This is a genomic window from Pseudomonas retamae (genome assembly GCF_043496865.1).
GTDB classification, from domain to species: Bacteria; Pseudomonadota; Gammaproteobacteria; order Pseudomonadales; family Pseudomonadaceae; genus Aquipseudomonas; species Aquipseudomonas retamae.
In genome coordinates, this window is the sequence record NZ_JBIEIL010000002.1 from 388,208 (window position 1) to 412,637 (window position 24,430).

21 protein-coding genes are annotated in these 24,430 nt (G+C 61.6%); 13 read left to right on the forward strand and 8 right to left on the reverse strand.

The genetic code is table 11. The features are described 5' to 3' along the window. Window positions 1-52: 52 nt before the first annotated feature. The 6 genes from ACGSLL_RS04900 to ACGSLL_RS04925 all read left to right on the forward strand — a co-directional run bounded on the left by ACGSLL_RS04900 (window position 53) and on the right by ACGSLL_RS04925 (window position 4,946). Window positions 53-742 carry a GNAT family N-acetyltransferase gene (locus tag ACGSLL_RS04900; RefSeq protein ID WP_394503713.1) on the forward strand — a complete coding sequence of 230 codons (690 nt, stop codon included), beginning with the start codon at window positions 53-55 and terminating at the stop codon, window positions 740-742. A gap of 4 nt (window positions 743-746) precedes the next feature. After that, window positions 747-1,931, forward strand: coding sequence for a GNAT family N-acetyltransferase (locus tag ACGSLL_RS04905; protein WP_394503715.1), 1,185 nt, complete (start codon window positions 747-749; stop codon window positions 1,929-1,931). Beyond that, a complete protein-coding gene (locus ACGSLL_RS04910; protein WP_394503717.1) occupies window positions 1,903-2,724 on the forward strand; it encodes a carbohydrate deacetylase in 822 nt (273 codons plus the stop codon). The genes ACGSLL_RS04905 and ACGSLL_RS04910 overlap by 29 nt, the downstream gene beginning before the upstream one ends. 16 nt (window positions 2,725-2,740) lie before the next feature. Continuing rightward, complete coding sequence (locus ACGSLL_RS04915) at window positions 2,741-3,433, forward strand: GNAT family N-acetyltransferase (RefSeq protein WP_394503719.1); 693 nt, start codon at window positions 2,741-2,743, stop codon at window positions 3,431-3,433. A 908-nt stretch (window positions 3,434-4,341) separates the two neighbouring features. Beyond that, window positions 4,342-4,635: a type II toxin-antitoxin system RelE/ParE family toxin gene (locus ACGSLL_RS04920; RefSeq protein WP_394503721.1), complete on the forward strand. Its 294-nt coding sequence runs from the start codon at window positions 4,342-4,344 to the stop codon at window positions 4,633-4,635. A 2-nt stretch (window positions 4,636-4,637) separates the two neighbouring features. Next, window positions 4,638-4,946, forward strand: a complete 309-nt coding sequence (locus tag ACGSLL_RS04925) for an addiction module antidote protein (protein ID WP_394503723.1) — start codon at window positions 4,638-4,640, stop codon at window positions 4,944-4,946. Between the two features lie 120 nt (window positions 4,947-5,066). Here ACGSLL_RS04925 and ACGSLL_RS04930 read toward each other — a convergent pair whose 3' ends face one another. Beyond that, window positions 5,067-5,864: a class I SAM-dependent methyltransferase gene (locus ACGSLL_RS04930; RefSeq protein WP_394503725.1), complete on the reverse strand. Its 798-nt coding sequence runs from the start codon at window positions 5,862-5,864 to the stop codon at window positions 5,067-5,069. 138 nt (window positions 5,865-6,002) lie between these two features. On the opposite strand from ACGSLL_RS04930, the gene ACGSLL_RS04935 reads away from it, so the two are divergent. Beyond that, entirely contained in the window at window positions 6,003-6,347 is a 345-nt protein-coding gene (locus ACGSLL_RS04935; RefSeq protein WP_394503727.1) for a hypothetical protein, read from the forward strand. A 186-nt stretch (window positions 6,348-6,533) separates the two neighbouring features. On the opposite strand, the gene ACGSLL_RS04940 is transcribed toward ACGSLL_RS04935, so the two are convergent. The 5 genes from ACGSLL_RS04940 to ACGSLL_RS04960 form a co-directional block, all read right to left on the reverse strand. Next, the gene (locus ACGSLL_RS04940) at window positions 6,534-7,964 is read right to left on the reverse strand and encodes a sigma-54-dependent transcriptional regulator (RefSeq protein WP_394503729.1); all 1,431 of its coding nucleotides are present in this window, start codon (window positions 7,962-7,964) and stop codon (window positions 6,534-6,536) included. Continuing rightward, the gene (locus ACGSLL_RS04945) at window positions 7,933-9,423 is read right to left on the reverse strand and encodes a sensor histidine kinase (RefSeq protein WP_394503731.1); all 1,491 of its coding nucleotides are present in this window, start codon (window positions 9,421-9,423) and stop codon (window positions 7,933-7,935) included. The genes ACGSLL_RS04940 and ACGSLL_RS04945 overlap by 32 nt, the downstream gene beginning before the upstream one ends. 94 nt (window positions 9,424-9,517) lie before the next feature. Then, the gene (locus ACGSLL_RS04950; RefSeq protein ID WP_394503733.1) at window positions 9,518-10,618 is read right to left on the reverse strand and encodes an SCO family protein; all 1,101 of its coding nucleotides are present in this window, start codon (window positions 10,616-10,618) and stop codon (window positions 9,518-9,520) included. Continuing rightward, window positions 10,615-13,422: a multicopper oxidase domain-containing protein gene (locus tag ACGSLL_RS04955; RefSeq protein WP_394503735.1), complete on the reverse strand. Its 2,808-nt coding sequence runs from the start codon at window positions 13,420-13,422 to the stop codon at window positions 10,615-10,617. Before ACGSLL_RS04955 ends, ACGSLL_RS04950 begins: the two co-directional genes overlap by 4 nt. A gap of 165 nt (window positions 13,423-13,587) precedes the next feature. After that, a complete protein-coding gene (locus tag ACGSLL_RS04960; protein ID WP_394503737.1) occupies window positions 13,588-15,036 on the reverse strand; it encodes a sensor histidine kinase in 1,449 nt (482 codons plus the stop codon). Between the two features lie 423 nt (window positions 15,037-15,459). On the opposite strand from ACGSLL_RS04960, the gene ACGSLL_RS04965 reads away from it, so the two are divergent. From ACGSLL_RS04965 to ACGSLL_RS04990, 6 genes are all read left to right on the forward strand, one after another. After that, entirely contained in the window at window positions 15,460-16,806 is a 1,347-nt protein-coding gene (locus ACGSLL_RS04965; RefSeq protein WP_394503739.1) for a hypothetical protein, read from the forward strand. Between the two features lie 35 nt (window positions 16,807-16,841). After that, window positions 16,842-19,073, forward strand: a complete 2,232-nt coding sequence (locus ACGSLL_RS04970; RefSeq protein WP_394503741.1) for an Ig-like domain-containing protein — start codon at window positions 16,842-16,844, stop codon at window positions 19,071-19,073. Between the two features lie 72 nt (window positions 19,074-19,145). Next, complete coding sequence (locus ACGSLL_RS04975; protein WP_394503743.1) at window positions 19,146-19,610, forward strand: curlin; 465 nt, start codon at window positions 19,146-19,148, stop codon at window positions 19,608-19,610. 26 nt (window positions 19,611-19,636) lie between these two features. Continuing rightward, a complete protein-coding gene (locus ACGSLL_RS04980; protein ID WP_394503745.1) occupies window positions 19,637-21,088 on the forward strand; it encodes a curlin in 1,452 nt (483 codons plus the stop codon). 325 nt (window positions 21,089-21,413) lie between these two features. Then, entirely contained in the window at window positions 21,414-21,605 is a 192-nt protein-coding gene (gene relB, locus ACGSLL_RS04985; RefSeq protein WP_026000469.1) for a type II toxin-antitoxin system RelB family antitoxin, read from the forward strand. Next, window positions 21,595-21,879, forward strand: a complete 285-nt coding sequence (locus ACGSLL_RS04990) for a type II toxin-antitoxin system RelE/ParE family toxin (protein WP_394503747.1) — start codon at window positions 21,595-21,597, stop codon at window positions 21,877-21,879. Before relB ends, ACGSLL_RS04990 begins: the two co-directional genes overlap by 11 nt. A gap of 189 nt (window positions 21,880-22,068) precedes the next feature. Here ACGSLL_RS04990 and ACGSLL_RS04995 read toward each other — a convergent pair whose 3' ends face one another. Both ACGSLL_RS04995 and ACGSLL_RS05000 read right to left on the reverse strand, forming a co-directional pair. Further along, window positions 22,069-22,437 carry a DUF6124 family protein gene (locus ACGSLL_RS04995; RefSeq protein WP_394503749.1) on the reverse strand — a complete coding sequence of 123 codons (369 nt, stop codon included), beginning with the start codon at window positions 22,435-22,437 and terminating at the stop codon, window positions 22,069-22,071. Between the two features lie 1,125 nt (window positions 22,438-23,562). Further along, on the reverse strand, window positions 23,563-24,423 hold the full coding sequence (locus ACGSLL_RS05000) for a CsgG/HfaB family protein (protein WP_208937950.1): 861 nt from the start codon (window positions 24,421-24,423) through the stop codon (window positions 23,563-23,565). Window positions 24,424-24,430 lie beyond the last annotated feature (7 nt).

The following is a 24,430-nucleotide window of genomic DNA, read 5'->3' on the forward strand; positions in this document are numbered from 1 at the left end:
CTGCCCCGCGAGCCTTGCGCCGCGCAAGGCGACCTCATCTGGAGAAACAATCATGGATGTCTGGCAAAAACTCACCGCTCATATTCGCCGCAAAGGCCTTCGTAACACGCTGGGCAAAATCGGCAAACACTACTTTTTTGCCCATCAGGAACTGCTGTGGATGGAGCGCGACCTGGTCAGCCCGGTACCGCCGCACAGCCTCAAACCTTACCCGCCGCTGCGGGTGAAGAAGATCACCGCAGACAACGCCAGCGCCTTCGCGCGCTACTTCGGCGACCGTGTCGGGACCATGGCCGAACTGGCCCGGGAAGGTCACACCGGGCACATGCACGTCGACGACCAAGGCGATGCCGTGGCGTTCATCTGGGGTACGCCGCGCGATTATTTTGATCGGCATTACTACGGCTGCCTGTTCCCGGTAAAGCCCGGCGAATTCTTCGAATTCGGCGGCGAACTGGCCCGCGCCTACTGGGGCACCGAGCTGTCGGTTGACCTGCAACTGGAGCTGTGGAAAGCCATGGCCGCACAAGGTTGCAACAAAGTCGTCGACGTCTGCGAGTTCCACAACATCCCGGCGCTCAAGCTGCATCTGCGCATGGGCTATACCGAACAGCAGCGGATCATGAATATCTACACGCTGTTCGGCCGCTGGCGCTTCTACCGCGAAACCCGCTACAGCGGCTCGCGCCTGGACGCGCTGCGCAAACCCTCCCGTCCACCTGTCACAGCCACGGCGACCTGAACCTATGGTGATGCGATTCGAATGGCGCACTTCGCTGTGCGCCGCCGACTTCCCGGCCACCGCGTACGAGGCGCTGCGCCTGCGTGTGACCGACCACACGCCGTTCAACCATCTCGGCTGGTTGTGCGCGGCCGAGCAGGCTCTGGGCGAGAATCAGCGCCTGCATGTTCTGCTCGGTTGGGACGCGGACCAATTGCGCCTGTGCCTGCCGCTGGTGGCGGGTCGCGAACGCTTTGCCGGGCTGCCCTTTAGCGTGCTGCATCACTTGGGTTATCCGTTGGCCGATCGCCTGGCCTTGCTGTCGTTGCTCGGCGGCGATGACATGCGTCAGGCGTTGGTGTTGATTCGTCAGCGCCTGCCCCATGCCTTGCTGCAACTCAACGAGTTGTCCGAGCCGGTCGGCGCCGAAAGCGCCCTCACCGAATGGATGGCACACAGTTCCACCGCCGAGCGGCGCTTGAGCTGCCGGGTGCCGGTGCATCTGATCAGCGAGGCCGATCATCAGGAAGTCTCCGGCGATCCGCGCTACAAGCTGCGCCGGGCACGCAAGCGGATTGCCGCGTGTGGCGCCGAGGTACGCCGGATCACTCCGGACGCGATGAGCATGGGACCGCTGCTACGGATCATCAGCGAAGTCGAAGCGGTGAGCTGGAAAGGTGACGAAGGCGTGGGGATTTTCGCCACGCCGCTGAGCCGCCAATGGGTCGAACGCGCCTTCACCGCCCTCGCCGGCCAAGGTCTGGTGCGGGTGGTGATGCTGGAATTGAACGGCCGCTGCATCAGCTATCGCCTCGGCCTGCTCGAACAGGGCCGGCTCTACGATTACAACCTCGCGTTCCTGCCGCAGTACGCCGATCTGGGCAGCGGTCGAGTGTTGCTCGAAGAATGGATCCGCTGGGGCCTGGACGAGCATTGGCGCTGGATCGACGCCTCGCGCGTCAGCCTGGAAAACTCCACCCATCAACTGCACGAACGCATGACCGGGCAACTGGAACACTGGCGCTGGAGTTTCTACTCGTGGCGCCCCAGTGGCTTGGCGCTCGGGCTGGCGCTGCGCCTGTGGTATCGGTGCAAACCCTTGGTACAGCAATGGCGCGCCAAACGCGCGCGCAAACCTGCACCCGTCGTTCAACCTGTCGCGATCACCACGGAGGGCGAACATGCCTCGCCAAGTCATAGTCAACGCTGATGACTTCGGTCTCAGCCCCAACGAAAACGCAGTGATCTTCGCCGCGTTTCAGGCCGGTCTCATCAGCTCGGCCACGGCGATGGCCAACATGCCGGCGTTCGCAGCCGCGTGCGCCATGGCGCGCAATCCGCGGCTCGAAGGGCGGATCGGGTTGCATTTCAACCTGACTTACGGACGGCCCTTGAGCCAGGCGATTCTGGCTCGGCGCACCTTTTGTGACGACTTCGGCGTGTTCGACCTGAGCCTGCCGCGCCACAGCCTGTGGCTTGGGCGAGAGGATCGCGCGGCGGTGCGCCAGGAATTGCAGGCGCAGTGGCAGCACTGTGTCGACCACGGCCTGCGCCCCAGCCATATCGACTCGCATCAGCACGTACACAACATCTGGCCGATTGGCGAAATCGTCGCGCGCTTCGCCGCGCAGCACGGCGTGCCGATTCGCCTGGCGCGCAACCTGGGGCAGAACCTCAACCTGCCCAAGCGCGTATTCAAGGGCTTGCTCAACAGGCGTTTGCGCGGCCTCGCCGGCGTCACCGCCGACTACGTCTGCACGCCGACGGATTTGCGCCAGGGCGCGATGCCGGCAGACGGCGTGCTGGAAATCGTCGCTCACCCGACCCGGCTCGGCATCGATTTCGGCGATGCCTATCTCGACCCCGGGGAGTCCCTGAGTCAGGTCCTGGAACAAGGCTTGAAAGGGGTTGCGCGCATCTCTTACGCCGACCTTGGCGCCGGAATGAATCACCACGGTACTGACACAACAACGCAGGGCACCCACCACAACACCCGGGCTTAGACCCAGGAGGGGCAACATGAGCATCATTGAAAAACTGCAAGAACGCATCAGACAAAAAGGCCTGGGCCGGACCTTCGGCACGTTGTGGAAACGCTACGTGTTCTTCCATTGGGAACTGTTGTGGATGGAGCGCGACCTGGTCAGCCCGGTGCCGCCGCACAAGCTGCGCCCTTACAACGGGCTGCGCAAAGTCGACATTACCCCGCAGAACGCCATCGCGTTCAGCAAACACTTCGGCGATCGCGTCGGCACCATGGCCGAACTCGCCGCCGAGGGCCACACCGGGCACATGTACCTGGACGCTGAGGGACATGCGGTGGGTTTCATCTGGGGCAGCACCCGCGACTACCACGACCGGCACTATTACGGCTGCACCTTCCCGGTCAAACCGGGTGAATTCTTCGAATTCGGCGGCGAGATGATCCGCGCCTATTTCGGCAGCAGCTTGTCGGTGGACGTGCAGGTTGCGCTGTGGGAAGCCATGGCGGCGCAGGGTTGCAACAAGGTCGTCGATGTGTGCGAAACACACAATATTCCCGCGCTGAAACTGCACATCCGCATGGGTTATCAGGAACAGGGGCGCGTGCAACACGTTTACTGCCTGTTCGGCCGCTGGAAGTTTTTCCGCGAAACCCACTACGAAGGGTCACGCCTGGAACCCTTGCGCAAACCCCGGCAGCCCGTTGTCAGCGCGGCGGCGCAGGCGTAATTCATCTCGAAGTGGCGGCGGCCTCCCGGCCGCCATCGCTTGCAGGCAAGCTCCCACAGTTTGATCGCATTTTTTCAGTTGGAGCGTCGTCAACCTTTGGGAGCCAGCCTGCTGGCGATGGCGGAGGTCAGGCAGCTGCTTGAACTCAGCCTGAAAATCAAAAGCCCCTCACCCTAGCCCTCTCCCGGAGGGAGAGGGAACTGATCGTGGTGTTTGGGCGAGGTGCGCCGGCCTGAAATACCGAGTTGTACGCGATTTTCAAAGCCAAAGCAGATTGGCTCCCTCTCCTGGGGGAGAGGGCTGGGGTGAGGGGCGAATCCACCGAAATCCCAAGCCAACCACCCGCTTCTAACCACTCAACAATGAGCGTTAGCTCGCGTGCTCTTGATCTTGATCTTGCGTCACCGGCGACGTCGGAAGGCTGAGTGGAGGGATTGATCCGGGCGTGGGAGCGCAGCGACCGTCTGGCGTAGCCAGACACAGCGGAAGGAGGTGCAGCGCAGCAAACCGTAGCCGCTGCGCCCGGATCGATCCCGCAGCGAAGGAACCCGAGCCTGCGAGGGCCGTACGTAGGAGCAAGCGTTTTTTGCTTACTTTTTTTGGCGTTTGAAAAAAAGTGAGTCGCCGTCAGGCGAAACCGCCAGCCGCAGCACCCGAAGCAACGGATATGTACACAGCAACCAAAATTCAGCGCCTGAAAAAAAGCCATCGCCCGGAGGCCCACAGCGCAACCGAGTACATCCACAGGGATAGCTGGGCCATCAAGCCCGCTCGTGATGAAGCCGGTAGCCACACTCGCTGCTCCCACAAGCCATTGCTTTCTTGCCTACATTCACCGACGAAATCTCCAACATTCACTACAGACCTGGCTGACTGCTTAACCGTATCTACTTGGATACAGTCAAGTTATGACTTATCTTATTCAGCAAACCGCAACCTTCCAGGCTTGGCACCGCTCGATACGAGACCTTCGGGCCAAAGTGGCCATCGCCCGGCGTATCGATCGGGCGTCAACCGGCAATCTCGGCGATGCCAAGTCGGTAGGTGACGGAGTCTCTGAAATGCGCCTGGATGTCGGCCCAGGCTACCGGGTGTATTTCACGATACGCAACGGTGCAGTGATCATATTGCTGGCCGGAGGCGACAAATCTTCACAAAGCGCAGACATCCTCCGCGCACAAAAAATGGCCAAGGAGGTATGACCATGAGTCAGGCTTTAACCAATTTCGACATGGCATCAATGCTGGACAGCGACGAAGCCATCAGCGAATACCTGTCTCAGGTACTCGCTGACGGAGATAACGAGGAGTTCCTTCGCGCGATCGGCCATGTGCTCAAGGCCCGTGGAATGACGCAGATAGCCAAAAGCTCAGGCATGGGCCGCGAGAGTCTGTACAAGGCGTTCGCGCCGGGTGCAAAACCGCGCTTCGATACAGTTCTGAAAGTGATTCATGCCCTCGGCATGGACCTTTGCGCACAACCGGGGCATGTGATCAATCACTCGGCTTCCTGAGTTCTGATGCGACCCTGGATCTCTTGGCGAGCAGACTCCCACATTGGTCTCGCGCACAGCGCCAGTTCTTTGTGGGAGCGAGCCTGCTCGCGAAGAGCCCAGTCCCCGCAATAAAGATCCTCAGACCTTGCTCGCCACCAGGGTAAAACACATCGGCATCTGCGCCTCTCGATTCAGATAGCGGTCATACACCTCTTCCCGATTCGAATGCGCATATTCCCTGAAGTGCGCAACATTCAACCCTGCCCCGATCACCCCGCTGAAAATCGCGCCGAGGGTGTGCACGAACCAGTACGACTTCGCCGCCTGCTGTTCAATCTTGCCGACGTAGACAATCGGCTCTTGCTGCACAAACGGCGCGGCGCGAAAGTACGAGCTGGCGAGGCGGTAAGGGTCTTCGCCGGCCGGATCGAGCATTTCCAGAAACGGATGGATCTCGTAGATCACCAGCTTGCCACCCGGTTTCAGCACCTGCGCGACATGACGAAAAAACTCACCAATGTCGGGCATCCAGTTGAGAACGCCGATAGTGATCAGGGCGACGTCAAACCGGTTATGCAATGACGCAGACAAATGATGGATATCGCTTTCGACAAACTCGGCATGATGCGGTGAGCGAGCATTCAGCGCGCGGGCCTGTTCGAGGAAGGCTGCCGACTGATCGACGCCGACCACACTGCGCGCCCCCAGGGCAAACAGCGACAGGCTTTCTCGGCCGTTATTGCAGCCCAGTTGAATTACATCCTTGCCGTTGACGTCCAGCAAACCGCTGAGGGTGGCGTCGAGACAGGAAAAGTCCGCCTGCGCGACGTCGCGGAGCAAGGCCTGCCAGTCCGGCGAATTCTGATGGTGCTGAGCGGAATCATTCCAGGCCTGTCGATTGCTCTCGATGGCTCTTTTGTTTTCGGGCACTTCCATGGCGCTCTCCAGACAATGCTCGTGATTGAGCGGGGCAGAGTCTAGATCAGCCTGGCAATCGGCCGTGTTGCAAACTTGTAAGCGGTATCACGGCTATAGTTAACAGCCTTGGGGAAAACCGCATTCGCAGGTGCCGCCATGCAAAAGTACGAACGGCTGCTGTTGATTGGCTGTCTGCTCGCCACTGAGGCGCAAGCGCTGGACAGCAATTTCATTTACTACGGGCCCAACCAGCCCTTTGCCCACCCTGCCCCGTATTCGCTGAACGCTACGCCGCCCAGGCCTTACGAGGACACCGCGCCGGCAGACTTTATCGTCCTGCCAGGAGGCCAGGAGTTTACCGATTCGCAATTGCCGACCGTGGCGGATGCGACGGTGCGGGTGTTTATCCGCACCTACGATGCCGAGCGCGGGATTTATGTGAATGACGAGGTGCTGGATCCGACGTGTGTGCTGGAGTGTTTGAGCCGGCAGCAGCATTGATCCTGATTCGAAATCTTCTGCAGGCACAGAATAATCCTGCTGCATCCACACCAGCAGGCCGGGCACAAAACCATTGTGGGAGCGAGCCTGCTCGCGAAGGCGGTGTGTCAGTCAGAATTGATACAGCCTGACACGGCCTCTTCGCGAGCAGGCTCGCTCCCACAGGGACGATGCGCTGCATCTGCTTTACCACTGCCGCTTGTCCGGCCGGGCGAGGCCGAGCTTTTCGATGCGGTAGCGCAGCATGTCGCGGCTCAGGCCCAGCAGGCGCGCGGATTTGGTGACGTTCCAGTCGGTCTTGTCGAGCATCTTGCGCACCATGTCGCGTTCGACTTCCGGCAGGTTCATCGATTCGGTATTGCTCGCCGGCCGTGGTTCGTAATGGGTCGGCACTTCGTGCATATGCATGGGCGGCTCGTCGACCAGGCTCATGCACACATTGAGCTGATGCGCGGCGATGGTGTCGCTCGGCGCCAGCAGCACGGTTTGTTCGAGCATGTTGCGCAGCTCGCGCACGTTGCCCGGCCAGGTGTAACTGAGCAGCAGCTCCTCGGCTTGCTGGCTGAAGTGCAGATCAGGTTTGCCATAGCGCTTGCCGTGGCTGGCGAGGAAGTGCCGCGCCAGCTGCAGAATGTCATCACCACGCGCGTACAGGCGCGGCACCTTGATCGAAATGATCCGCAGGCGGAAAAACAGATCACGGCGGAATTTACCCTGCTGGACCATCTGCTCAAGGTTGCAGTTGGTCGCGCTGATCACCCGCAGATTGACCTTGCGCTCCTTCACCGAACCGACCCTGCGAATGGTGCGGTCCTCCAGCAACTTCAGGATCTTGGCCTGTAACAGCAAATCCATTTCGCCGATCTCGTCGAGAAACAGCGTGCCGCCGTCCGCCGCTTCCACCAGCCCGACCCGGCGATCCTTGGCGTCGGTAAACGCGCCTTTTTCATGGCCGAACAGCTCCGACTCGACCAGATTCGACGGGATCGAGGCGCAGTTGAATTCGATGAACGGGCCTTTGCTGCGCGGGCCGTCGAAGTGCAGCGCGCGGGCCACCAGTTCCTTGCCGGTGCCGGTTTCGCCCTCGACCAGCACCGGCGGCAGATCGGTGTTGGCCATGCGCCGCTCGGCGTCGAGCAATTGACCGATGGTGTTCTTCAAGTACTGCATGGGTGGCGAGTCGCCGATCAGTGCCTGCACCCCGGATTTCTGCGCTTCACGTTCCTGATAGAACGACAGCGTGCGCTCCAGCCGCTCGGTGGCCAGCGCCTTGTCGAGCAGCAGTTTGAGCTCCGGCAACGCAACCGGCTTGGTGACGTAATGAAAGGCGCCCTCCTTCATCGCCACCACGGCATCTTCAACGTTGCCGTAACCGGTCATCATGATCACTTTCAGATCCGGCGCGCTGATGCGCAGCTTCTGGATCAGATCGTGACCGCTCATGCCCGGCAGCGAGTTGTCGGTGAGCACGATGTCCGGCATGTAACTGTTCAATTGCTCCAGCGCGTCTTCAGCCGAATGGCAGACGGTCACCTCGAAGTCCTTGCGCTCCAGGTAGGTCTGAATATTTTCGGCCAGCAGTTCGTCATCCTCGACCAGCAGAATGCTGTGTTCCATATTCCCCTCCCGATGCCACTTTGAAGTTGAGACTGACGCGGGTTCCCTCCTGCTCGCGGCTGGTCAGCACGACCGAGCCCTGAAAACGCTCCATGATGCGTTTGACCAACGCCAGACCGACGCCGAGGCCGCCCTGCTTGGTGGTGAAAAACGGTTTGAACACCAACAGTTGCTGCTGCGCGCTCATGCCCTTGCCGGTGTCGCTGAGGGTCATGCGCACACGGTCCGGTTGCGGTGATTCGAAGTCGACGCTGAGCACCCCGCCCTTGGGCATGGCTTCCAGCGCATTGGCAAACAGACTGTTGAGGATTTGCGTGAGCAGGACTTTCTGGCTGAGCACCGGCAGGCAGCTCTGCGCCTGGAAGCGCACCTCGACGTTGCTGCGCTTGATCAAGGCATCGAAAGCGCCAATGGTGTCCTCGACCGCCATCAGCAAATCCACCGCCTCGCCGTCGTCACTCATCGGCCGCAGCGACACCAGCAGTTCGCGCACCCAGCGCGACATGCGGTCGACCTGGCTGATGATGTCGCCGATGTTGCGCTGCGCGCCGGGGCTGGCGATTTCCTGGGCCAGTTCGGCGCTGGAACGGATGGTTGCCAGCGGATTGCGCAGGCTGTGCGCCACTGCCGAGGACATCTCGCCGAGGGCGACGAAGGTTTCGTTGCTGATCAGTTGTTGCTGCTGGCTCTGCAGCAGTTTCGCCGCCCGCCGCACGATCCAGAACAGCGCCAGAAAGATCGCCGCACCGCCAAAACACGTCGCCGCCCAGATCGAGGCGAAACCGCGGTCGATGCGATCGACCAGATCCGCCGGCTCCTTGTATACCTCGACCATGGCGATGACCTTGCTCTGGTCGGCGTTGAACATCGGAATGTAGTTCTCGATGAACAGGTATTTCGGCTCGCGCAGCAGGCGCTGCTCGGGTTTTTCCTCGTCGATCTTGTGGTAGCTCGACGACACCGGCACCTTCATTTCGAACGACTCGTCGAGTTCGTCGTCATCCTCGATGCGCACGCCGATCAGTTCCGGGTTGGTCGACCAGATCACCGTGCGATCCAGCGCATAGACAGTGGCCAGCAACATGTCCGGCAGGTGCGCAACGTGATCAAGAAACTCGGCGCGGGCCGCCGCATGCGCCCCCGGCTCAACGTCGGCGTAGTTGCCGTCCTGACGCGGATCGAGCATTTCCCCCATGGTGCGCGCCGGGCTGATGTTGGCGTGGCGCATTTCCGCAGCGCCGATGGCCTGGACGAATTGCGCGGTGAGCAAGGCGTCGCGTTCGACGCTTTCGGTGACCACAAAACGCGTCGAGACGTAACCGAGCCCCAGTGCGACGGCGGCGATGATGAAAAAACTGGCGAGGGAAAACCAGCGCAGCAGATTGAACTGTTCGCGCCAGCCCTTGCCTGCTGCCGAGGCGTGCGGCGCAGTGGTTTCTTGTGCTTGCAGTCGCTGCATGGCAATCCCCTGGATTGGGGTAATCGGGCCGGTCACAGCCATCAGTGTAGGTGGCTCTGACCGCGACACACGCTTCAATAATGTTATTTCGCCGCTATTGCATATGACTGACCGTCGCGGCGCTGTCGCCCGGTGTTATTGGCGCCAGCGCACCGTCGGCCAAGGCCTTGTTCGACGTTTGCTGACGCTCGGTTTCGGCGCTGAGGAATTCGATGATCGCCTGCGCCGACTGCTCGTCGAGGCGCAGGTTGGGCATCGGGATTCGCTCGAATTGTTCGTACAGTTGCAGGGCAATCGGGTCTTTTTCCGCCAGCAAGCGATCCGGTTCGCGAATCCAGCGGTTCAGCCACGTCGGGTCACGGTGCTGCGTAACACCGATCAGGTCCGGGCCGATGCTGCGCATGCCGATGCCCTGGCCGTCCTGCGGGCCGAGGCTGTGACAAGAGGCGCATCGGGTGCGGAACAGCTCCTCGCCATTACTCGGTGGACGGATTTGCGGGGCATCGGCGTAGCTTTCTCCGCTGCTGGGCTGTTTCCAGTTTTGCAGAGTGTTGGCCAGCTGATCGGCGAGAATCCACGGATTTTCGAACGGCGAAGCTTTCATCCAGCGCCCGGTGCTCTGGTTGCCGACGATCAGGCTGAGGTTGTGATCCTTGGTGCGGCCGTTGTCGACGCCGTCGATGAACAGGCCGAGCTTCTTGCGCAGGTCGGTGACGTCCGCGAACTCGCCAGTGAGGAATTTCCAGCCGGGGCCGACTTTGAAGCGCTGCGCATAGGCCTTGAGCACTGCGGGGGTGTCGCTTAGCGGATCGATGCTGATCGAGTAAAAGAAAATGTCCTGCCCGACCCGATCGCCGAGCAATTTCTGCACCTGGCGCAAGCGTGCGGTCTCCAGCGGACAGGAGTCGCTGCACGAGGTGAAGATGAAATTGATTACCACCACTTTGTTCTTGATCAGGTCGTCGAAGAAACGCACCTGCCGACCGTCCTGGTCGGTCAGCAGGGTGTTGGGGAAATAGTCGCCACCCCACGGGGTGGCGGATTCGCTGGCGGCGGCCGGCTCGGCGCTGCTGGCCTCATGAGCCAGCAGCACACGGCTGGCCAGCACAGAGACCACCAGCACCAACACCAGGTGCAAGCCCAGCGCCCGGGAGCGCGGGTTCTGCACAGGACGATCAGCGTGCCGGCGGTTCATGGCTTGACCACCACTTGCGGGCCGAACCCGTCACCACTGCGGAAGGTTGGCAGCGCGGCGGAGTTGACGTAGCGCACCCCGTCCCAGCTGGGCAGCGGCGTCGGCATCAGTTGCAGCTGACCAGGTTTCTCCAGGTCCCAGCGCAGCAGCATCGAGTTGTCTTCATGCTGGGTGTTGTGACAGTGCTCCATGTAGGTCCCGGCGAATTCGCGGAAGTTGATTGCCATCTCGACACTGTCCAGACCGTCCTTTTCCGAGCCGATGCGATAGACGTCCTTGCGCGCCCATTTTTCCCATTCCGGCGGGGCCTTGCCGCCACGGCTGAGGATGATCCCCTCCTCGAAGTGCACGTGGACCGGATGGCTCCAGCCTGTACCGCCGGCCTTGATGTTCCATACCTCAAGGGTGCCGAACCCGGCCACGCCGGCATCGGTCGGGCCGCTGGACAATTGCGTCGAGGCGTTCAGCCGGCGCGGGTCCATGTGGAAGCCGAAGCCGCCATCGGTCTTCACCGTCCACGGTGCTTCATCGGTGCCGTCCGAGCGGCCGAACGTGAAGGTCCGGTGCCGGGCCTTGGCCAGCAGCGCCTTGTCGGCAACGTTGTCGCGGTGCAGTTTGAGCGGGATCATCACCAGCCCTTCGGCCTTGCCCGGTTTGGCCGGTTCGTAGGCTGCCGGATTCATCGCCAGATCCTGCCCGGTGTAGGCCTTGACGTTGAGCTGCAGGACCTTGCCCACCGCTGGATCGCCACGGTCCCACTGCGGCCCCTTGCTGGTCGGTTTGAGCACTGCGAGGTATTTCTCTGACAGGACCTCACCCAACGGAATCGGCTCTTTCGGGCCTTTGCCGTCGTCGTGGGCCTGCAGGTTGACGAAGAACAGCTTGTCGCCCGGTTTGATGCCGTTTTTCGAGAAATTGACAATGATGTCGAAGCGCTCGGCGATGCCCTGGGTCGGCAGGATCGCGTTGTGGTTCTGCTTATCGCCGTCGGCGTCGAGGTCCATGCTGCCGTCGAACGGGACGCTGTGTTCCATGATGTTGCCGTCGTTGGCAATCATGTGAAACGGCACACGACTATAGGACACGCCGGAGTTTTTCGGCCCCTGAAACTCGCCGCCGGTGCCTTTGATTTCCCGCACCAGCGCCAGTTTGAAGTAGCGCGACACCGAACCGTTGAGCATGCGGAAGCGATAGCTGCGCGCGCGTACATCGAGGGTCGGTTTCCACTGCCAGTTGACCAGCACCTGATCGCCGAGGAAACCGTCGGTGTTGAACGGGTTGAACCACAACTGGCCTTCCTGATCCCAGGCCTTGTCGGCGAACACCAGGTTAACGTCGTAGTCACGGTTGCCCCACGGCAAGGCGCTGCCGCTGGGCAAGCGCAGGTTGACGCCGTCGTCCACCGCCTCGTTGCCACGATCCAAGGCGCTGTAGTAATTCATCATCGCCGCGTTGCCCTTGTAGACGTTCTGCGCGGTGAAATCGAGCATGTGGTCGTGGAACCAGTGGGTGCTCATGGTTTCGCGCCAGTCGCCGCGGATCTTGATGGTGCCGTGATCGCAGGTCTTCTTGCTCGGCACAACGTCGTTGACCCACAGGGTTTCGCCCGCTGCACAAGGAAACGCAGCACGCGGATCTTCAGCCTTGGTGTTGATGCTGTCGTAACCGGCCAGCTGGATCGGCCAGCGATAGTCGTAGAACTGCCCCGGGAAGAAGAACGCGTTGGCAAAGCCGTCGCTTTCCGCCGGCGCGTGGCCGTTGTGCTCGTGGGTACTGATGGTGTGCAAACCAAAACCGCGGTTGGCCGAAGGATCGATCGGCAAGCCGTTGTAGTGGCGCATCATCACCGGTTGGCCGTAGCGCACCATCAACAGTTTCGGCGGCAGCGTGCCGTCGAACGTCCACACGGCGTTGTGATTCTGTACCGGCATGTTCGGGTGAAAACGCGTGTCGACGCCTTTGGCGGTGCCGTCGGTCGCCGGGATGCCGGCAACGTTGTGGTACAGGCCTCCAGGGCCGAATTCGCCCATGGCATAGCCGTGCATCTGCCGACTGTCACGCAGGCCACCGTTGAGCCGGGCCCCGGTCTGTACGGTCTTGTAGGCCGCTTGCGGGTAAAACTCGTTCCAGCGCTGGTGAGCCCAGCCTTTGCCCGGTGGCCGGCCCTCGGCGGACGAACCGATGTGCCGGTTGAGGAACACCTCGATCTGCGCCTGCCACGGGTTGCGGTCGACGACATTGGCGAACTGGCTGGGAAACGGGGTCAGCCCCGGTTGCCGCAGAAACGCATCGAGCGCGCTGCCGGGCGGTGCGCTACGGGCGATGTTGTTGGGGTCTTGCGCCGGTGCCGGGCCGATGGCCGCCGGCGGGAAAGGCAAGGGTGCGGCCGGCGTGGTCGGATCAAGTTTTTCCGGGCCGAATTCTTCGAACAGCAGCAGTTGCTGAGTGAATGGCTGCGCACCGTAGAGCGGGCTCGGCTTGCCATTGGTGGGGTAGTTGAAACTGGTCTGGATCGACGGCGGCAGAACGTTTTCCAAACGCATCGTGGCGCGGGTGCCTTTGATGCCGTCAGGCAGGTCGAAGGAATCTTCGTTGGCCTCGGGCATGGTCAGAATGCCGTTGAGCGCCCCGGCACGGTCCGCCGATTCGTCATAGTAAGCCGACGGATCGGAGGTTTCGGGCTGGCTTTCGTCGTCGATCGGGCTCGCTTGAACCACGGCCACGGTGCCGAAGGTTGCGAGCACAAACAGGCTCAGCGGCGTCAGCAGGAAGATATTGCTTGGGTCACGCATTGTTGTGTCCATCACCAGCCGCCTCATTCAGGAAGGGGTGATGGTGTTTTGCAACGAGTGCGCCAAGAATTTATTTCCAGTTGTTACAGGGACTTGCCGGCGCTGCGGCTTTCCCCACTCCCCGGTGACCGGGGCTTGACACCCACTGCTGGGGAAAGTTCAGAAAACCTTTTGCGCTCACGGCACCAGGTGAAATGCCAGACGCACCGTAGTGCCCTCGCCTTCGCGGCTGCTCAGGGTCACGCCCCCGCCGAAGCGTTCCATGATGCGTTTGACCAGCACCAGGCCGACCCCGAGGCCGCCCGATTTGGTGGTGAAAAACGGCCGGAACGCCATGCTCCGCTGTTCTTCATTCATGCCTTTGCCAGTGTCGCTGAGCACCACGCACACGTCGCGGTCGTTGCTCGACTCGAGACTGACGGTCAGCGTGCCGCCCTTGTCCATCGCCTCCAGCGCGTTGGCCAGCAAGCTGTTGAGGATCTGCGTCAGTTGCACCGCCTGGCTGAGCACCATCGGCGTACTCTGCGGCTGGAACACCACCTTCACTCCGGCTCGGGCGATCTGCTGTTCGAAGGCGACCAGGGTCTCATGCAGCGTGGCCACGAGGTTGACCGGCTCCGGGTCGTCGTTGAGCGGACGCAGCGACTGCAGCAGCTCGCGGACCCACTTCGACATGCGGTCGACCTGGCCGATGATGTCCTTGATGTTCTTTTCTGCCGGGCCCGCATCGAACTCCAGCGCCAGTTCGGCACTGGAGCGAATCGTCGCCAGCGGATTGCGCAGGCTGTGCGCCACGGCCGAGGACATTTCGCCCAGCGCGACAAAGGTTTCATTGGCGATCAGTTGTCTTTGCTGCGCGGCGAGTAATTTCGCTGCGCGCCGCACGATCCAGTACAAGCCCAGATAAATCAGCCCACCGCCGAGCGCCGTGGCCAGCCAGATCAGTGCCAGGCCGCGCTCCATTCGGGCGATGAGGTCCTTGGGTTCCTTGTAGATCTCGACCATCGCCGTGACGTTCTTGCCCTCCGCGTCGAACAGCGGAATGTAGTTCTCGATGAAAATATAGTCCGGCGGCGTGACGAATTTCTGTTCCTCGCGGGCCTTGTCGACGTTGTGATAGCTGGCTGACACGGGGATTTTTTCATCGAAGGCGCGATCGAGATCGTCGTCGGCATGGATGCTGGTGCCGATTAGCGCCGGGTTGGTCGACCAGATCACCATGCGGTCCGGGGCATAGATATTGGCGAGAATCACGTCTGGCAAATGTTCGATGTGATCGAGAAATTCCCCGCGCGCACCGGCCCGGGCCTGCGGATCGACATCGGGGAAATCCTTGTCCTGGCGCGGATCGAGCAATTCACCCATGGTGCGGATGTTGGGAATCGCGACGTGGCGCACTTCCGCCGAAGCGATGGCCTGGATGAATTGCGCGGTCAGCAAGGCGTCGCGCTGCACGCTTTCTTCGATCACAAAGCGGGTCGACACGGTGCCGAGGGCCACGGCCACGGTGCCGATTACCGCCATGCTGATCAATGAAAACCAGCGCAAAAGGTTGAATGGCCGCCCGCGCGCGCCCGAGCGAAGCTTGCCCTCGTCAAGCGCAAGCAATTTCGACTGCATGTTCATGGCCGCGACTTCCCGAGACGTCCCTATTGGTTATAGCCCACCGCTGGGGGTTTGCCCGGATGCGGGGACAGCGGCCCGGTTTTTCCGAATACCCATCAATCCTGTGGGCAATCTCTGTGGGAGCGAGCCTGCTCGCGAAGGCGTAGGGTCGGTCGACCTATGCCTCCCGGGAGGTCCCTTTCGCGAGCAGGCTCGCTCCCACAGGTTGATCATCCGGCAGTGGTTCGGCATTCATCCCCAACGTCCCCAACTCTGGGGACTGACGCCCTTTCCCCGTCGAACCAAAACTTCGCTCTCCTGCGCGCCGACGCTTCTATTCCGGCCCTCTGCGCCCCATCCACCGCACCTTGGCATGGAAGGTGTACAGGCCGTTGCAACTGACCCATCCCCAAGGGGCAGGTACTCTGATAGAGGGATTAACTCATGCACCCTTTACTGTCCAAAACCGCGACCGTCCTGGTCGTGAGCGCTCTGGCCCACGGCATCGCCCAGGCCGCTTTGTTTGCTGTTGACCCCGGTCCGTACACGCCGGCCAACGGCGGTTTCGCCGGCTGGTATCAGGATTCGCACGGCCGGACCCTGGACTTGTGCCTGTCCAAGGCGCTCAGTTCGCGGGTTCCGAGCACGCCCGGCGCGCCGTCGTACATGTGCTCGTTGTTGCCGACGCCCGGCGTTTTCGACGACGCGCAACCGATCGTCTTCCCGAGCAACTTTCCCGACGAAGCGTTCTGGTTCACTGGCGAAACCGCCATCGTCGATGCCGCTCGCGGTATCGACCTCGGTTACGTCAGCGCCATCGAGGCCGCCTTCGCCGCCGAAGAACCGGTGGAAGGCGATCAGGTCAGCTTCGCGCGGATCCGTATTCGCGTCGATGTGCCGACCGCCGGCACCTATGTCATCACCCACCCGTATGGCGTCGACGTGTTCAACATCGACACCCCCGGCCGCCGCGCGATCAACATGACCCGCGACATCGGCATCGGCACGCCGCAAACCTACGACGGCGCGCTCAAGGGCGACATTGGCCCGTTCCTGCGCAGCGTCAACGGCCCGTACACCGAAACCAACCCGGTCAGCGGGGCTGCCGAGCAGTTCGTCGGCGACCCGAATCTCAACGAAGCGGTGACCGGCAGCCCGTTCAACACCAATTTCGTGCGCATCGAAGGCCCTAACGGCCTGGACCTGCGCGCAACCACGTTTGCGGTGTCCGGCAAGTTGTCCACGGTGGTACGGCCAACGCCAATGATCACCCAGCGCAGCACCTACTCACGCAAGGCCGGCACCAGTGCGCCGGTGGCCCAGCAGGACGTGTTCGTGCTCGCCCCACCCGCCCCCGGCACCGCGGTCATCACCAGCAGCACGCCGCTGATCAACATGACCGAAGCCAATTCGACCGGTGCCTGGTACGCACAATCGTCGGCCAACCCGACCTTGCCGACCACTCTGCAAGTGACCGCCGATAACCACCTGGCGATCGCTACCAGCACGCCGACCACGCTGCCAATGACGCTGACCGACCTGGTGGTGATCCAGCGCGCCGAGTACAGCCTCAGCTCCGGGCAACTGACCCTGGTGGCCTCGACCAGCGACGAAACCTCGCCGCCGGTGCTCACCGCCAGTTCGGTCAGCGGCGCCGCCATCGGTGCTCTGGGCGGTGACGGCGCGGTGAAAACCCTGGCCACCGGGATCTCGCCGATACCACCGGCCAAAGTTCGGGTGACGTCGTCCAACGGCGGCAGCGATACCGAAGAAGTGGTCATCGTGCAATGAACGCTCACATGCCCAGATCCGCATCAGGAGGCATCATGAACAAGTGGCCACGCTTTGCGCTCAACGCGCTCGGGCTCGCTCTCTCGCTGACCGGCAGTGCCTATGCGCAACTCGCCGCCGTCGACCCCGGCCCCTACACCTTCGCCACCGGGAAATTCCCGATGTGGTATCAGGACAACAATCTGCTGTCGATGGAACTGTGCCAGTCGCGCGCCGCCAGCTCGCGCGTCGCGGCCACCACACCGCCGGCGTACATGTGCATTCTGCTTGCCGAGCCGGGCATCTACGACGATGCACAGCCGATGATCTTCCCCGATAACTGGCCGCCGGAAGCCTTCTGGTTCCTTGCCGAAACCGCCATTGCGCAGGTCGGCAACAGCGGTTACGAAATGGAAGCGTACGTGGCCGGTATCGAAGCGGCGTTCGCCTCGGAAAATCCGGTCGATGGCGACCAGGCAAGCTTTGCGCGCATTCGCATCCGCGTCTCGGTGCCTACCGCTGGCACCTACACCATCACTCACCCGTACGGCGTCGAAACGGTCAATGTCACCACGCCCGGTCGGCGCGCGATCAATATCACCCGCGACATCGGCATCGGCGCGCCGGGCAACTTCACGGGCGCGGTCAACGGCGACATCGGACCGTTCCTGCGCAGCGTCAACGGCCCGTATACCGAAGTGAACCCGGACACCGGCGCCACCGAAACCTTCGTCGGCGACCCGAACCTCAACGAAGCGGTGACCGGCAGCCCGTTCAACACCAACTTCGTGCGCATTACCGGCCCCGCCGGGACCATCCAGTCGAACCTGTTCAGCTTGTCCGGCAAAGTGCTCGACAACCGCCAGCAGACCCACGTTGAAATCGATCGCGCGACCTATCGCAGGACAGCCGCCGGTACCCGCGCGGAGGTGTTTGCCAAGGCAGACAGCAGCTCGACTCTGTGTTTCCGGGAATCCATTGCGTTGCTTCCCGGTCCACCGGCAACGCCGTGCCAGACCAGCCTGCTGGGCGACAACGACGGTTCGTTCTTCGGCCAGCGTCTGGGCGTAGGCGCGGTGCCGGCGGTGATCGTCGTGACCGCGACCAATCCGACCGGCACCACGCGCCCGACAGCCGTGTCGAGCAAACTCACCGACGTGGTCAAAGTGCAGACCGCACGCTACAGCTGGGCCACCCACAGCCTGCTGATCGAAGCGACGTCGACCGATGAAGTGGCGATCCCCGACATGGTCGCCGAAGGCTATGGCCGCCTGTCGAAATCCGGCACCCTGCAACGCATTACCGTTGCCGACCTGACGCAACCACCGCCCAGCGTCACGGTGAAATCCGCCGCCGGCGGCACTGACACCGAAGCCGTGGTAGTGGTCGGCACAGCGCCGGACACCGGGGAAAATCAGGCGCCACTGAGTAATGCCGATACCGGCAGCACCAGCTTCGGCGTGCCGGTCACCCTCAGCCTGCTGACCAATGACAGCGACCCCGACGGCAACACGCCGCTGACCATCACGGCGTTGACCCAACCGGCCGCCAACCAGGGCACCGTCGCGCTCAGCGGCACCACCGCCGTGGTCTACACCCCGCCGGCCGTAGTGAACGCGCCGCTGACCACCACCTTCACCTACAAGGCGCAGGATGCCAAAGGCCTGGCCTCGGCCAACCCGGCCACCGTGACGATCACCGTCGCGCCGAACCGGCCACCGACCGCCGTCGCCGACAGCGTCGCCACCCTCGGTGTGGCGATCCCGATCAACGTGCTGGCCAACGACACCGATCCGGAAGGCAACGTGCCGCTGGGCGTCGCCAGCCTGACCCAACCGGCCGCCGGCCGGGGCACGGTCAGCACTGACGGCACGGTGGTCAATTACACCCCGCCGGCCAGCGTGACCACGGCATTCACCACGACCTTCACCTACATCGCCCGGGACAGCTTCGGCGCCCTGTCGACGCCCGCGACGGTCACCGTGCAAGTGTCGCCACGACCCGCGGCGGAAACCTTCACCGTCACCGCTTCAACGGTCCAGGCCCGCACGGGTGGACGCTTCAACTGGGACTTCACCGGCACGTCGTCAGTGACCACCGGCAACACCATCACCGTGCAGGTCACCACGCCGACCGGGCTGGTAACGCTGGGCAGCACAACGGTGCCGGTGACCGGCCGCTGGCGGCTGACGCTGAACAACACGCTGGTGGTGCCGTCGGCCAACCCGACCGCGACGATCCGCTCGTCCCAAGGCACCGTGCGCACCGTGCCAGTGAACACCCTCTGAGCCTGCCGCCCAGTCACCTGCGGGTGGCTGGGTCAAGGCTTGCAACCGCATCACGCGACCCAGGATTTCGCCATGAACACGCCGACCGCCGCCCTGCTTTGCCTGCTCCTGCTGTGCAGCAGTGCAGGTGCGCGCGCCGACGACCTGATGGACAACGACGACCTCGTCGCGACCAGCAGCGACCTCGGCGAACTGCCCCCACCGGTGGGTCAGCAAGCCCTGATCGAACAGCTCGGCCAGGCCAACGTCGCCCTGCTGCAACAGAACGGTCAGTCGCTGCTCGGGCAGATCGTGCAGTCGGGCAGCAATCAGGAGGCGTACATCCTGCAGCAAGGCAGCGACCTGATGGCGCTGATCAACCAGAACGGCTACGGCAACGCCGCCTCGATTACCCAGACCGGCAGCCACAACCGCGCGCAGATTGCGCAAAACGGCAACAACAACGACGCCAGCATCGAGCAGGCCGGCGCGGGGCTGCAAAGCGCCGTGACCCAGTCGGGCAACGGCATGAGCGTTTCGGTCAAGCAATATCGCTAAGCACTGCAATCATCGGAGAGTTCATCATGTTCAAACTGACGCCCCTCACCGCCGCCATCCTGGTCATGATCAGTGCCCAGGCCATGGCGGACGACAGCCTGTCCAGCCAGAGCCAGGCCGGTACCGCCAACATCGCCAACGTGAAACAGACTCAGGCACCGTTCAGCACCGCCACCCAGACCCAGTTCGGCCAGGGCAACGACGCCGCCGCCGTGCAGGACCACGCCACCAGCGTGATCATCCAGGACGCCGTCGGCGACTACAACGCCGGTTATGCCGAGCAGCTTTACGAAGACAACGGCACCATTACTCAACAACAGGTCGGCGCCTTCAACACCGCCCACGCCAGCCAGTCGCTGGGCTTCGGTGCACCCAACAATGCCCTGCAACAACAGCAAGGCAGCGGCAACTTCTCGTTCGTCTACCAGGACTCGCAGAACGGCAGCGAAGGCAAGACCTTCCAGTACGGCGACAACAACGAAGCCAACATCGAACAACTCTATGAAGGCAGCGGCAACAGCTCGGTGATCACCCAGTTCGGCACCGCCAACTACGGCACCGCCGAACAGGTCACGCACAACGGCGGGCAGATCGGCATCAACCAGGCCGGCGACAGCAACTACGCCTACAGCGACCAGCGCAACGGCCTTGGCGGCAACATCACCATCAACCAGTTCGGCAACCTCAACGGCACCGAAATCTGGCAAGACGCGCAGACCGCCAGCCAGGCCACGATCAACCAGTACGGCGACAGCAACGAAACCGTGGTCGATCAAAGCTTCGGCGCCAACAACAACGCCGCCGTCACCCAGCTTGGCAACAGCAACGCGATCTACGCCGACCAGTTCGAGTCGGTCAACTCGACACTGGCGTTGTACCAGGTGGGCAACGGCAACGTGCACTACACCTACCAGAGCGGCGACGGCCATGTGCTCAGCGCCACTTCGGTGGGCAACGACAACAAGGTCTACGCCAGCAACTGGAAAGGCCCGCAATCGGGCGGCCAGTTCGGCAGCAACCAACGCGCCACCGTCACCCAGGCCGGCAATGGCAACATCGCCAGCTTCACCCAGGACGGCGTCGGCCACGTGATGACCACCAGCCAGACCGGGACCGGCAACAAGACCACGGTCAGCCAGGCCGAGTCGTATAACGAGCTGTACTTTGATCAGAACGGCAGCGACAACATTCTGATCTCCGATCAGCGCGGCACGGGCAACCTGGTGCAAGGTTCAACGAATGGCACCGGCAACAGTGCATCGTTCGACCAGTCGGGCTCGGGTAACCAGGCCTATACCGCGCAGCTGTATGGCAGCGATAACATGATCACGGTTAAACAGGCGGATACGATGAACGTGGCGTACGTGACCCAGGGCGGGACGGGGAACATCGCCAATGTCGACCAGAGCGGCATGACCCAGACCGCGAATATTCAGCAGTTTGGGTCGGCTAACCAGGCGACGGTGTTGCAGCAGTAGGGGTTGGGTGTTGAAGGGCCGCGATTCTCTGGTGAGGGGGGTCGCGGTTTTTTTGTGTCCGTAGGACCGATCAACGACACGCTTTGTTTAAAGCCCAGACGCGCCACGTCCTACAGAAAAATGAATGATTTATGGAAAAGCTGCACGTTTTCCTACCACGTCTGGCGGTTGGCCGTCGGAAGCGCAAGGACTAGGATTTTTCGGGACAACCTGAACCCTACGGAGCTCGACCGACGTGCAAATCATCCAGGCAACCACGACAACACTCCCCTTACCGAATAGACTTCCAGGCATTGATCCCGGAGGTGCCATGATCGACCCAAAGATGATTGACCCACTGTGCCCGGTTGTTTCGGATCTTGATCCAGAGGAGCAGGCTGCAAGTTATGACCGTTGGTTTCGGGCCGAAGTGCAGGCCTCTCTGGATGATCCGCGTCCGAGTATTCCCCATGAGCAAGTGATGGAGGAAATCAATGCCCTGATGGAATCAATGCGCAAAAGCGCTGATGCAGATTAAGTGGCGACCCAAGGCTCGGGTCGAACTCTCAAAAATCCTGAAGTACATTGGCGAGCGAAATTTTGTAGCGGCGACTGCACTTCACAAGTCCGTCGTAAAAACTACATCTGCGCTTTGTTGGCATCCACACCTGTATCGCAAAGGCCGCTCTCCCGGCACTCGAGAGGTTGTGGTAAGCCCGAACTATCTCGTCGTTTATCAAGTGGCGGACCACATTGAGATTGTGAGCATCTTGCATGCGCGTCAGGAGTACCCCCGGCGCGACCCCGGTTAAGATCGCTTCCTCGTCTCAACACAACAAACCGTACTTCCCGTGGAGGTACGGTTTTTTTGTATCTTGATCGTTCCCACACTCTGCGTGGGAATGCATCCCCTGACGCTCCGCGTCAAATTCGCGAGCTGGAACGCGGAGCGTCCCGAGAGGCATTCCCACGCAGAGCGTGGGAACGATCAATTGGTGTGTTTAGTTCTTGAGTTCGACGTGATCCAGCGCTTGATTCACCGCCAGCTCGCCCAGCATCACGACTTGTGCGATGCCCAGCGCGGTCTTGCGGTGCGAGGGATCCAGCGAGGCCGCGAAGTTGTTGAGCATTTCACTGGCCGAGCCGAGGGTTTCGCTGGCGTTGGCGAGCAGGGATTCGGTGTTGTAGCTGGGGTTGGCGAGGTACATCGCCTCCGGCTCGTTGGCGCTGGACATGATGCGGGCGCTGGGATTGAGGTAGTAATCGAGGGCGCGGTCGGCGGCTTTGTGGAGTTTTTTGCTGTCGACGCAGGCGTAGGGGGATGTGGTGTTGGTGTCTGGTTCTGGGGGGTTGGGGGTTGGTTTTTTCATGATTATTTACCCTGTATGACGGTTATAGCTGGCCCCCATTCGGTTTCCAAGCGAATAGGTGGCAGCTGTACGCAGGTTGGAAACCCGGGACAGAGGCAACCCGGCAGACACGAGGTCTCCCACGCACAGCCGCCATAACAAAGTGCACACAGTGAGGTGCGCAAGGATACGTTATGAATGGCGCTTGTGCGCTCTGTAGTTAATCGGGTTTCCACGCCCGGTCGCTGAATTGGCAGCGACGAACACAGGCTAGAGACCGGACGTCCGACGGACAACCTGAAAACCTTGTGGGAAGGTTCCGCCGATTCAGACACTTCTTTAAACACACTTCAGATCGCTGCCCTCACCCTAGCCCTCTCCCGGAGGGAGAGGGGACTGACCGAGTGGTTTGGGCGAGGTACGCCACCTGAGATACCGAGTCGAATGTGAGTTTTGAATGGCACGCAGATCGGCTCCCTCTCCTCGGGGAGAGGGCTGGGGTGAGGGGCGAATCCACCGAAAATTTCAAGCCATGCGCCGCTTCTCACCACTCAATAGGCCGAGTGTCAGCTCGCCTGCTTTTGATCTTGACTCACCGGCGACGTCGGAAGGCTGAGTGGAGGGATTGATCCGGGCGTGGGAGCGCAGCGACCGTACGACGAAGTCGTACACAGCGGAAGGAGGTGCAGCGCAGCAAACCGTAGCCGCTGCGCCCGGATCGGTCCCGGAGCGAAGGAACCCGAGCCTGCGAGGGCCGAACGTAGGAGCAAGCGTTTTGGGTTACCTTTTTGGCGTTTGAAAAAGGTGACCCGCCGTAAGGGCGGAACCCTAAGCGGCCGTGACCGCAGCAACGGATATGTACACAACAATCAGAGAACCAGCGCCCGAAAAAAAGCCTTTGCGAGCAAGCTCCCACATTGGAACTGAGTACACCAGCCAGAGATTGGTCGGCTGTGAGGCCGCCATCGCTGGCAAGTCGAATCGTCGCACCGCAGCTCCCACAAGGTCTGAGTGCATTCGCGATATCGTCGATGCCCAATAGATAGCTATCGCGAGCGGGCTCACTCCTACAGGTTTGAACCGGTTTCGACCGAGAGAGCCTGGTCGGCTAGCAGGCCGCCAAGCTCAAACGCAAAACCCAAGCCCTCACTCGGCCTCAGGATCAATCTTGTTCTGAGTCAGATACCGATTCAAAACATCCTCCTGCCCAGGCGAAGAAACATCCCCCGCCACCTGCCACAACCGCCGCTCGATCCCCTGCGCCACCATATGCCCCACCGCCGCCTCGATCGCCGACAACACACAAAGCTGCGCCGGTTCGTTGGTCGTGTACCCTACCTCAGCCTCCAGCAACTTCTTGAACTCGATGAACTTGAAAATCCCCGCACTGCGCGCCACCGAATAAATCGTCTTGCTGGTCATCACATTCGCCAGCACCTGCCCACTGCGCACATCCACCGCACGCAAATTGACCGTCACCTGATCGACCCGATACTCGCGCTGCAAATCGATCCCCAGATACCGCGCCCCTTCCCCGCCGCTACGCACATTGGTGTCATACGCGATGATCCCGCCCTCGAGCATCATGTTCGCCGCCTGCAACGGTGGCAGCTCACCCTGGATATTCACCGGCGTATTTGGCTTCTTCTGCGAAGCGCGAATGATCTTGCGCTCGGTCAACAGGTTCTGCAGCCCTTCACGTTCAAGCACGACAAACCAGCCGCTGGCCTGCATCGCGTCCATCAACATCGACGCCGCGCCCTGGGTCACACTGGTGGAAAACGAACTCGCCGGGGTCGGTTTGTACTGCCCGGTCTGATCACGGAAGCCGTACACCACCGCCATCAGCCGCCCCTTGGGCCGGGGCATCTTCAGCAAGTCGTAGTAGGTCGAGGCCCTGGGGGTCAGGGTCGGGGTTTCGGTGTCCTGCTCGGCCGGCATCGGCTCGCGCAGACTGCACCCTTGCAATGTTGCCAACAGCAGCCCTAGCGCAATTATTTTTTTCATGTCCATC

What these genes read in the sequence shown, in the direction of transcription:
- ACGSLL_RS04920 (WP_394503721.1), top strand. Translation starts at nt 4,342, where the DNA reads ATGACTTATCTTATTCAGCAAACCGCAACCTTCCAGGCTTGGCACCGC.
- ACGSLL_RS04965 (WP_394503739.1), top strand. Translation starts at nt 15,460, where the DNA reads ATGCACCCTTTACTGTCCAAAACCGCGACCGTCCTGGTCGTGAGCGCT.
- ACGSLL_RS04915 (WP_394503719.1), top strand. Translation starts at nt 2,741, where the DNA reads ATGAGCATCATTGAAAAACTGCAAGAACGCATCAGACAAAAAGGCCTG.
- ACGSLL_RS04990 (WP_394503747.1), top strand. Translation starts at nt 21,595, where the DNA reads ATGCAGATTAAGTGGCGACCCAAGGCTCGGGTCGAACTCTCAAAAATC.
- ACGSLL_RS04955 (WP_394503735.1), bottom strand. Translation starts at nt 13,422, where the DNA reads ATGGACACAACAATGCGTGACCCAAGCAATATCTTCCTGCTGACGCCG.
- ACGSLL_RS04970 (WP_394503741.1), top strand. Translation starts at nt 16,842, where the DNA reads ATGAACAAGTGGCCACGCTTTGCGCTCAACGCGCTCGGGCTCGCTCTC.
- ACGSLL_RS04975 (WP_394503743.1), top strand. Translation starts at nt 19,146, where the DNA reads ATGAACACGCCGACCGCCGCCCTGCTTTGCCTGCTCCTGCTGTGCAGC.
- ACGSLL_RS04960 (WP_394503737.1), bottom strand. Translation starts at nt 15,036, where the DNA reads ATGAACATGCAGTCGAAATTGCTTGCGCTTGACGAGGGCAAGCTTCGC.
- ACGSLL_RS04935 (WP_394503727.1), top strand. Translation starts at nt 6,003, where the DNA reads ATGCAAAAGTACGAACGGCTGCTGTTGATTGGCTGTCTGCTCGCCACT.
- ACGSLL_RS04910 (WP_394503717.1), top strand. Translation starts at nt 1,903, where the DNA reads ATGCCTCGCCAAGTCATAGTCAACGCTGATGACTTCGGTCTCAGCCCC.
- ACGSLL_RS04950 (WP_394503733.1), bottom strand. Translation starts at nt 10,618, where the DNA reads ATGAACCGCCGGCACGCTGATCGTCCTGTGCAGAACCCGCGCTCCCGG.
- ACGSLL_RS04995 (WP_394503749.1), bottom strand. Translation starts at nt 22,437, where the DNA reads ATGAAAAAACCAACCCCCAACCCCCCAGAACCAGACACCAACACCACA.
- relB (WP_026000469.1), top strand. Translation starts at nt 21,414, where the DNA reads ATGATTGACCCACTGTGCCCGGTTGTTTCGGATCTTGATCCAGAGGAG.
- ACGSLL_RS04925 (WP_394503723.1), top strand. Translation starts at nt 4,638, where the DNA reads ATGAGTCAGGCTTTAACCAATTTCGACATGGCATCAATGCTGGACAGC.
- ACGSLL_RS04980 (WP_394503745.1), top strand. Translation starts at nt 19,637, where the DNA reads ATGTTCAAACTGACGCCCCTCACCGCCGCCATCCTGGTCATGATCAGT.
- ACGSLL_RS05000 (WP_208937950.1), bottom strand. Translation starts at nt 24,423, where the DNA reads ATGAAAAAAATAATTGCGCTAGGGCTGCTGTTGGCAACATTGCAAGGG.
- ACGSLL_RS04905 (WP_394503715.1), top strand. Translation starts at nt 747, where the DNA reads ATGGTGATGCGATTCGAATGGCGCACTTCGCTGTGCGCCGCCGACTTC.
- ACGSLL_RS04940 (WP_394503729.1), bottom strand. Translation starts at nt 7,964, where the DNA reads ATGGAACACAGCATTCTGCTGGTCGAGGATGACGAACTGCTGGCCGAA.
- ACGSLL_RS04945 (WP_394503731.1), bottom strand. Translation starts at nt 9,423, where the DNA reads ATGCAGCGACTGCAAGCACAAGAAACCACTGCGCCGCACGCCTCGGCA.
- ACGSLL_RS04900 (WP_394503713.1), top strand. Translation starts at nt 53, where the DNA reads ATGGATGTCTGGCAAAAACTCACCGCTCATATTCGCCGCAAAGGCCTT.
- ACGSLL_RS04930 (WP_394503725.1), bottom strand. Translation starts at nt 5,864, where the DNA reads ATGGAAGTGCCCGAAAACAAAAGAGCCATCGAGAGCAATCGACAGGCC.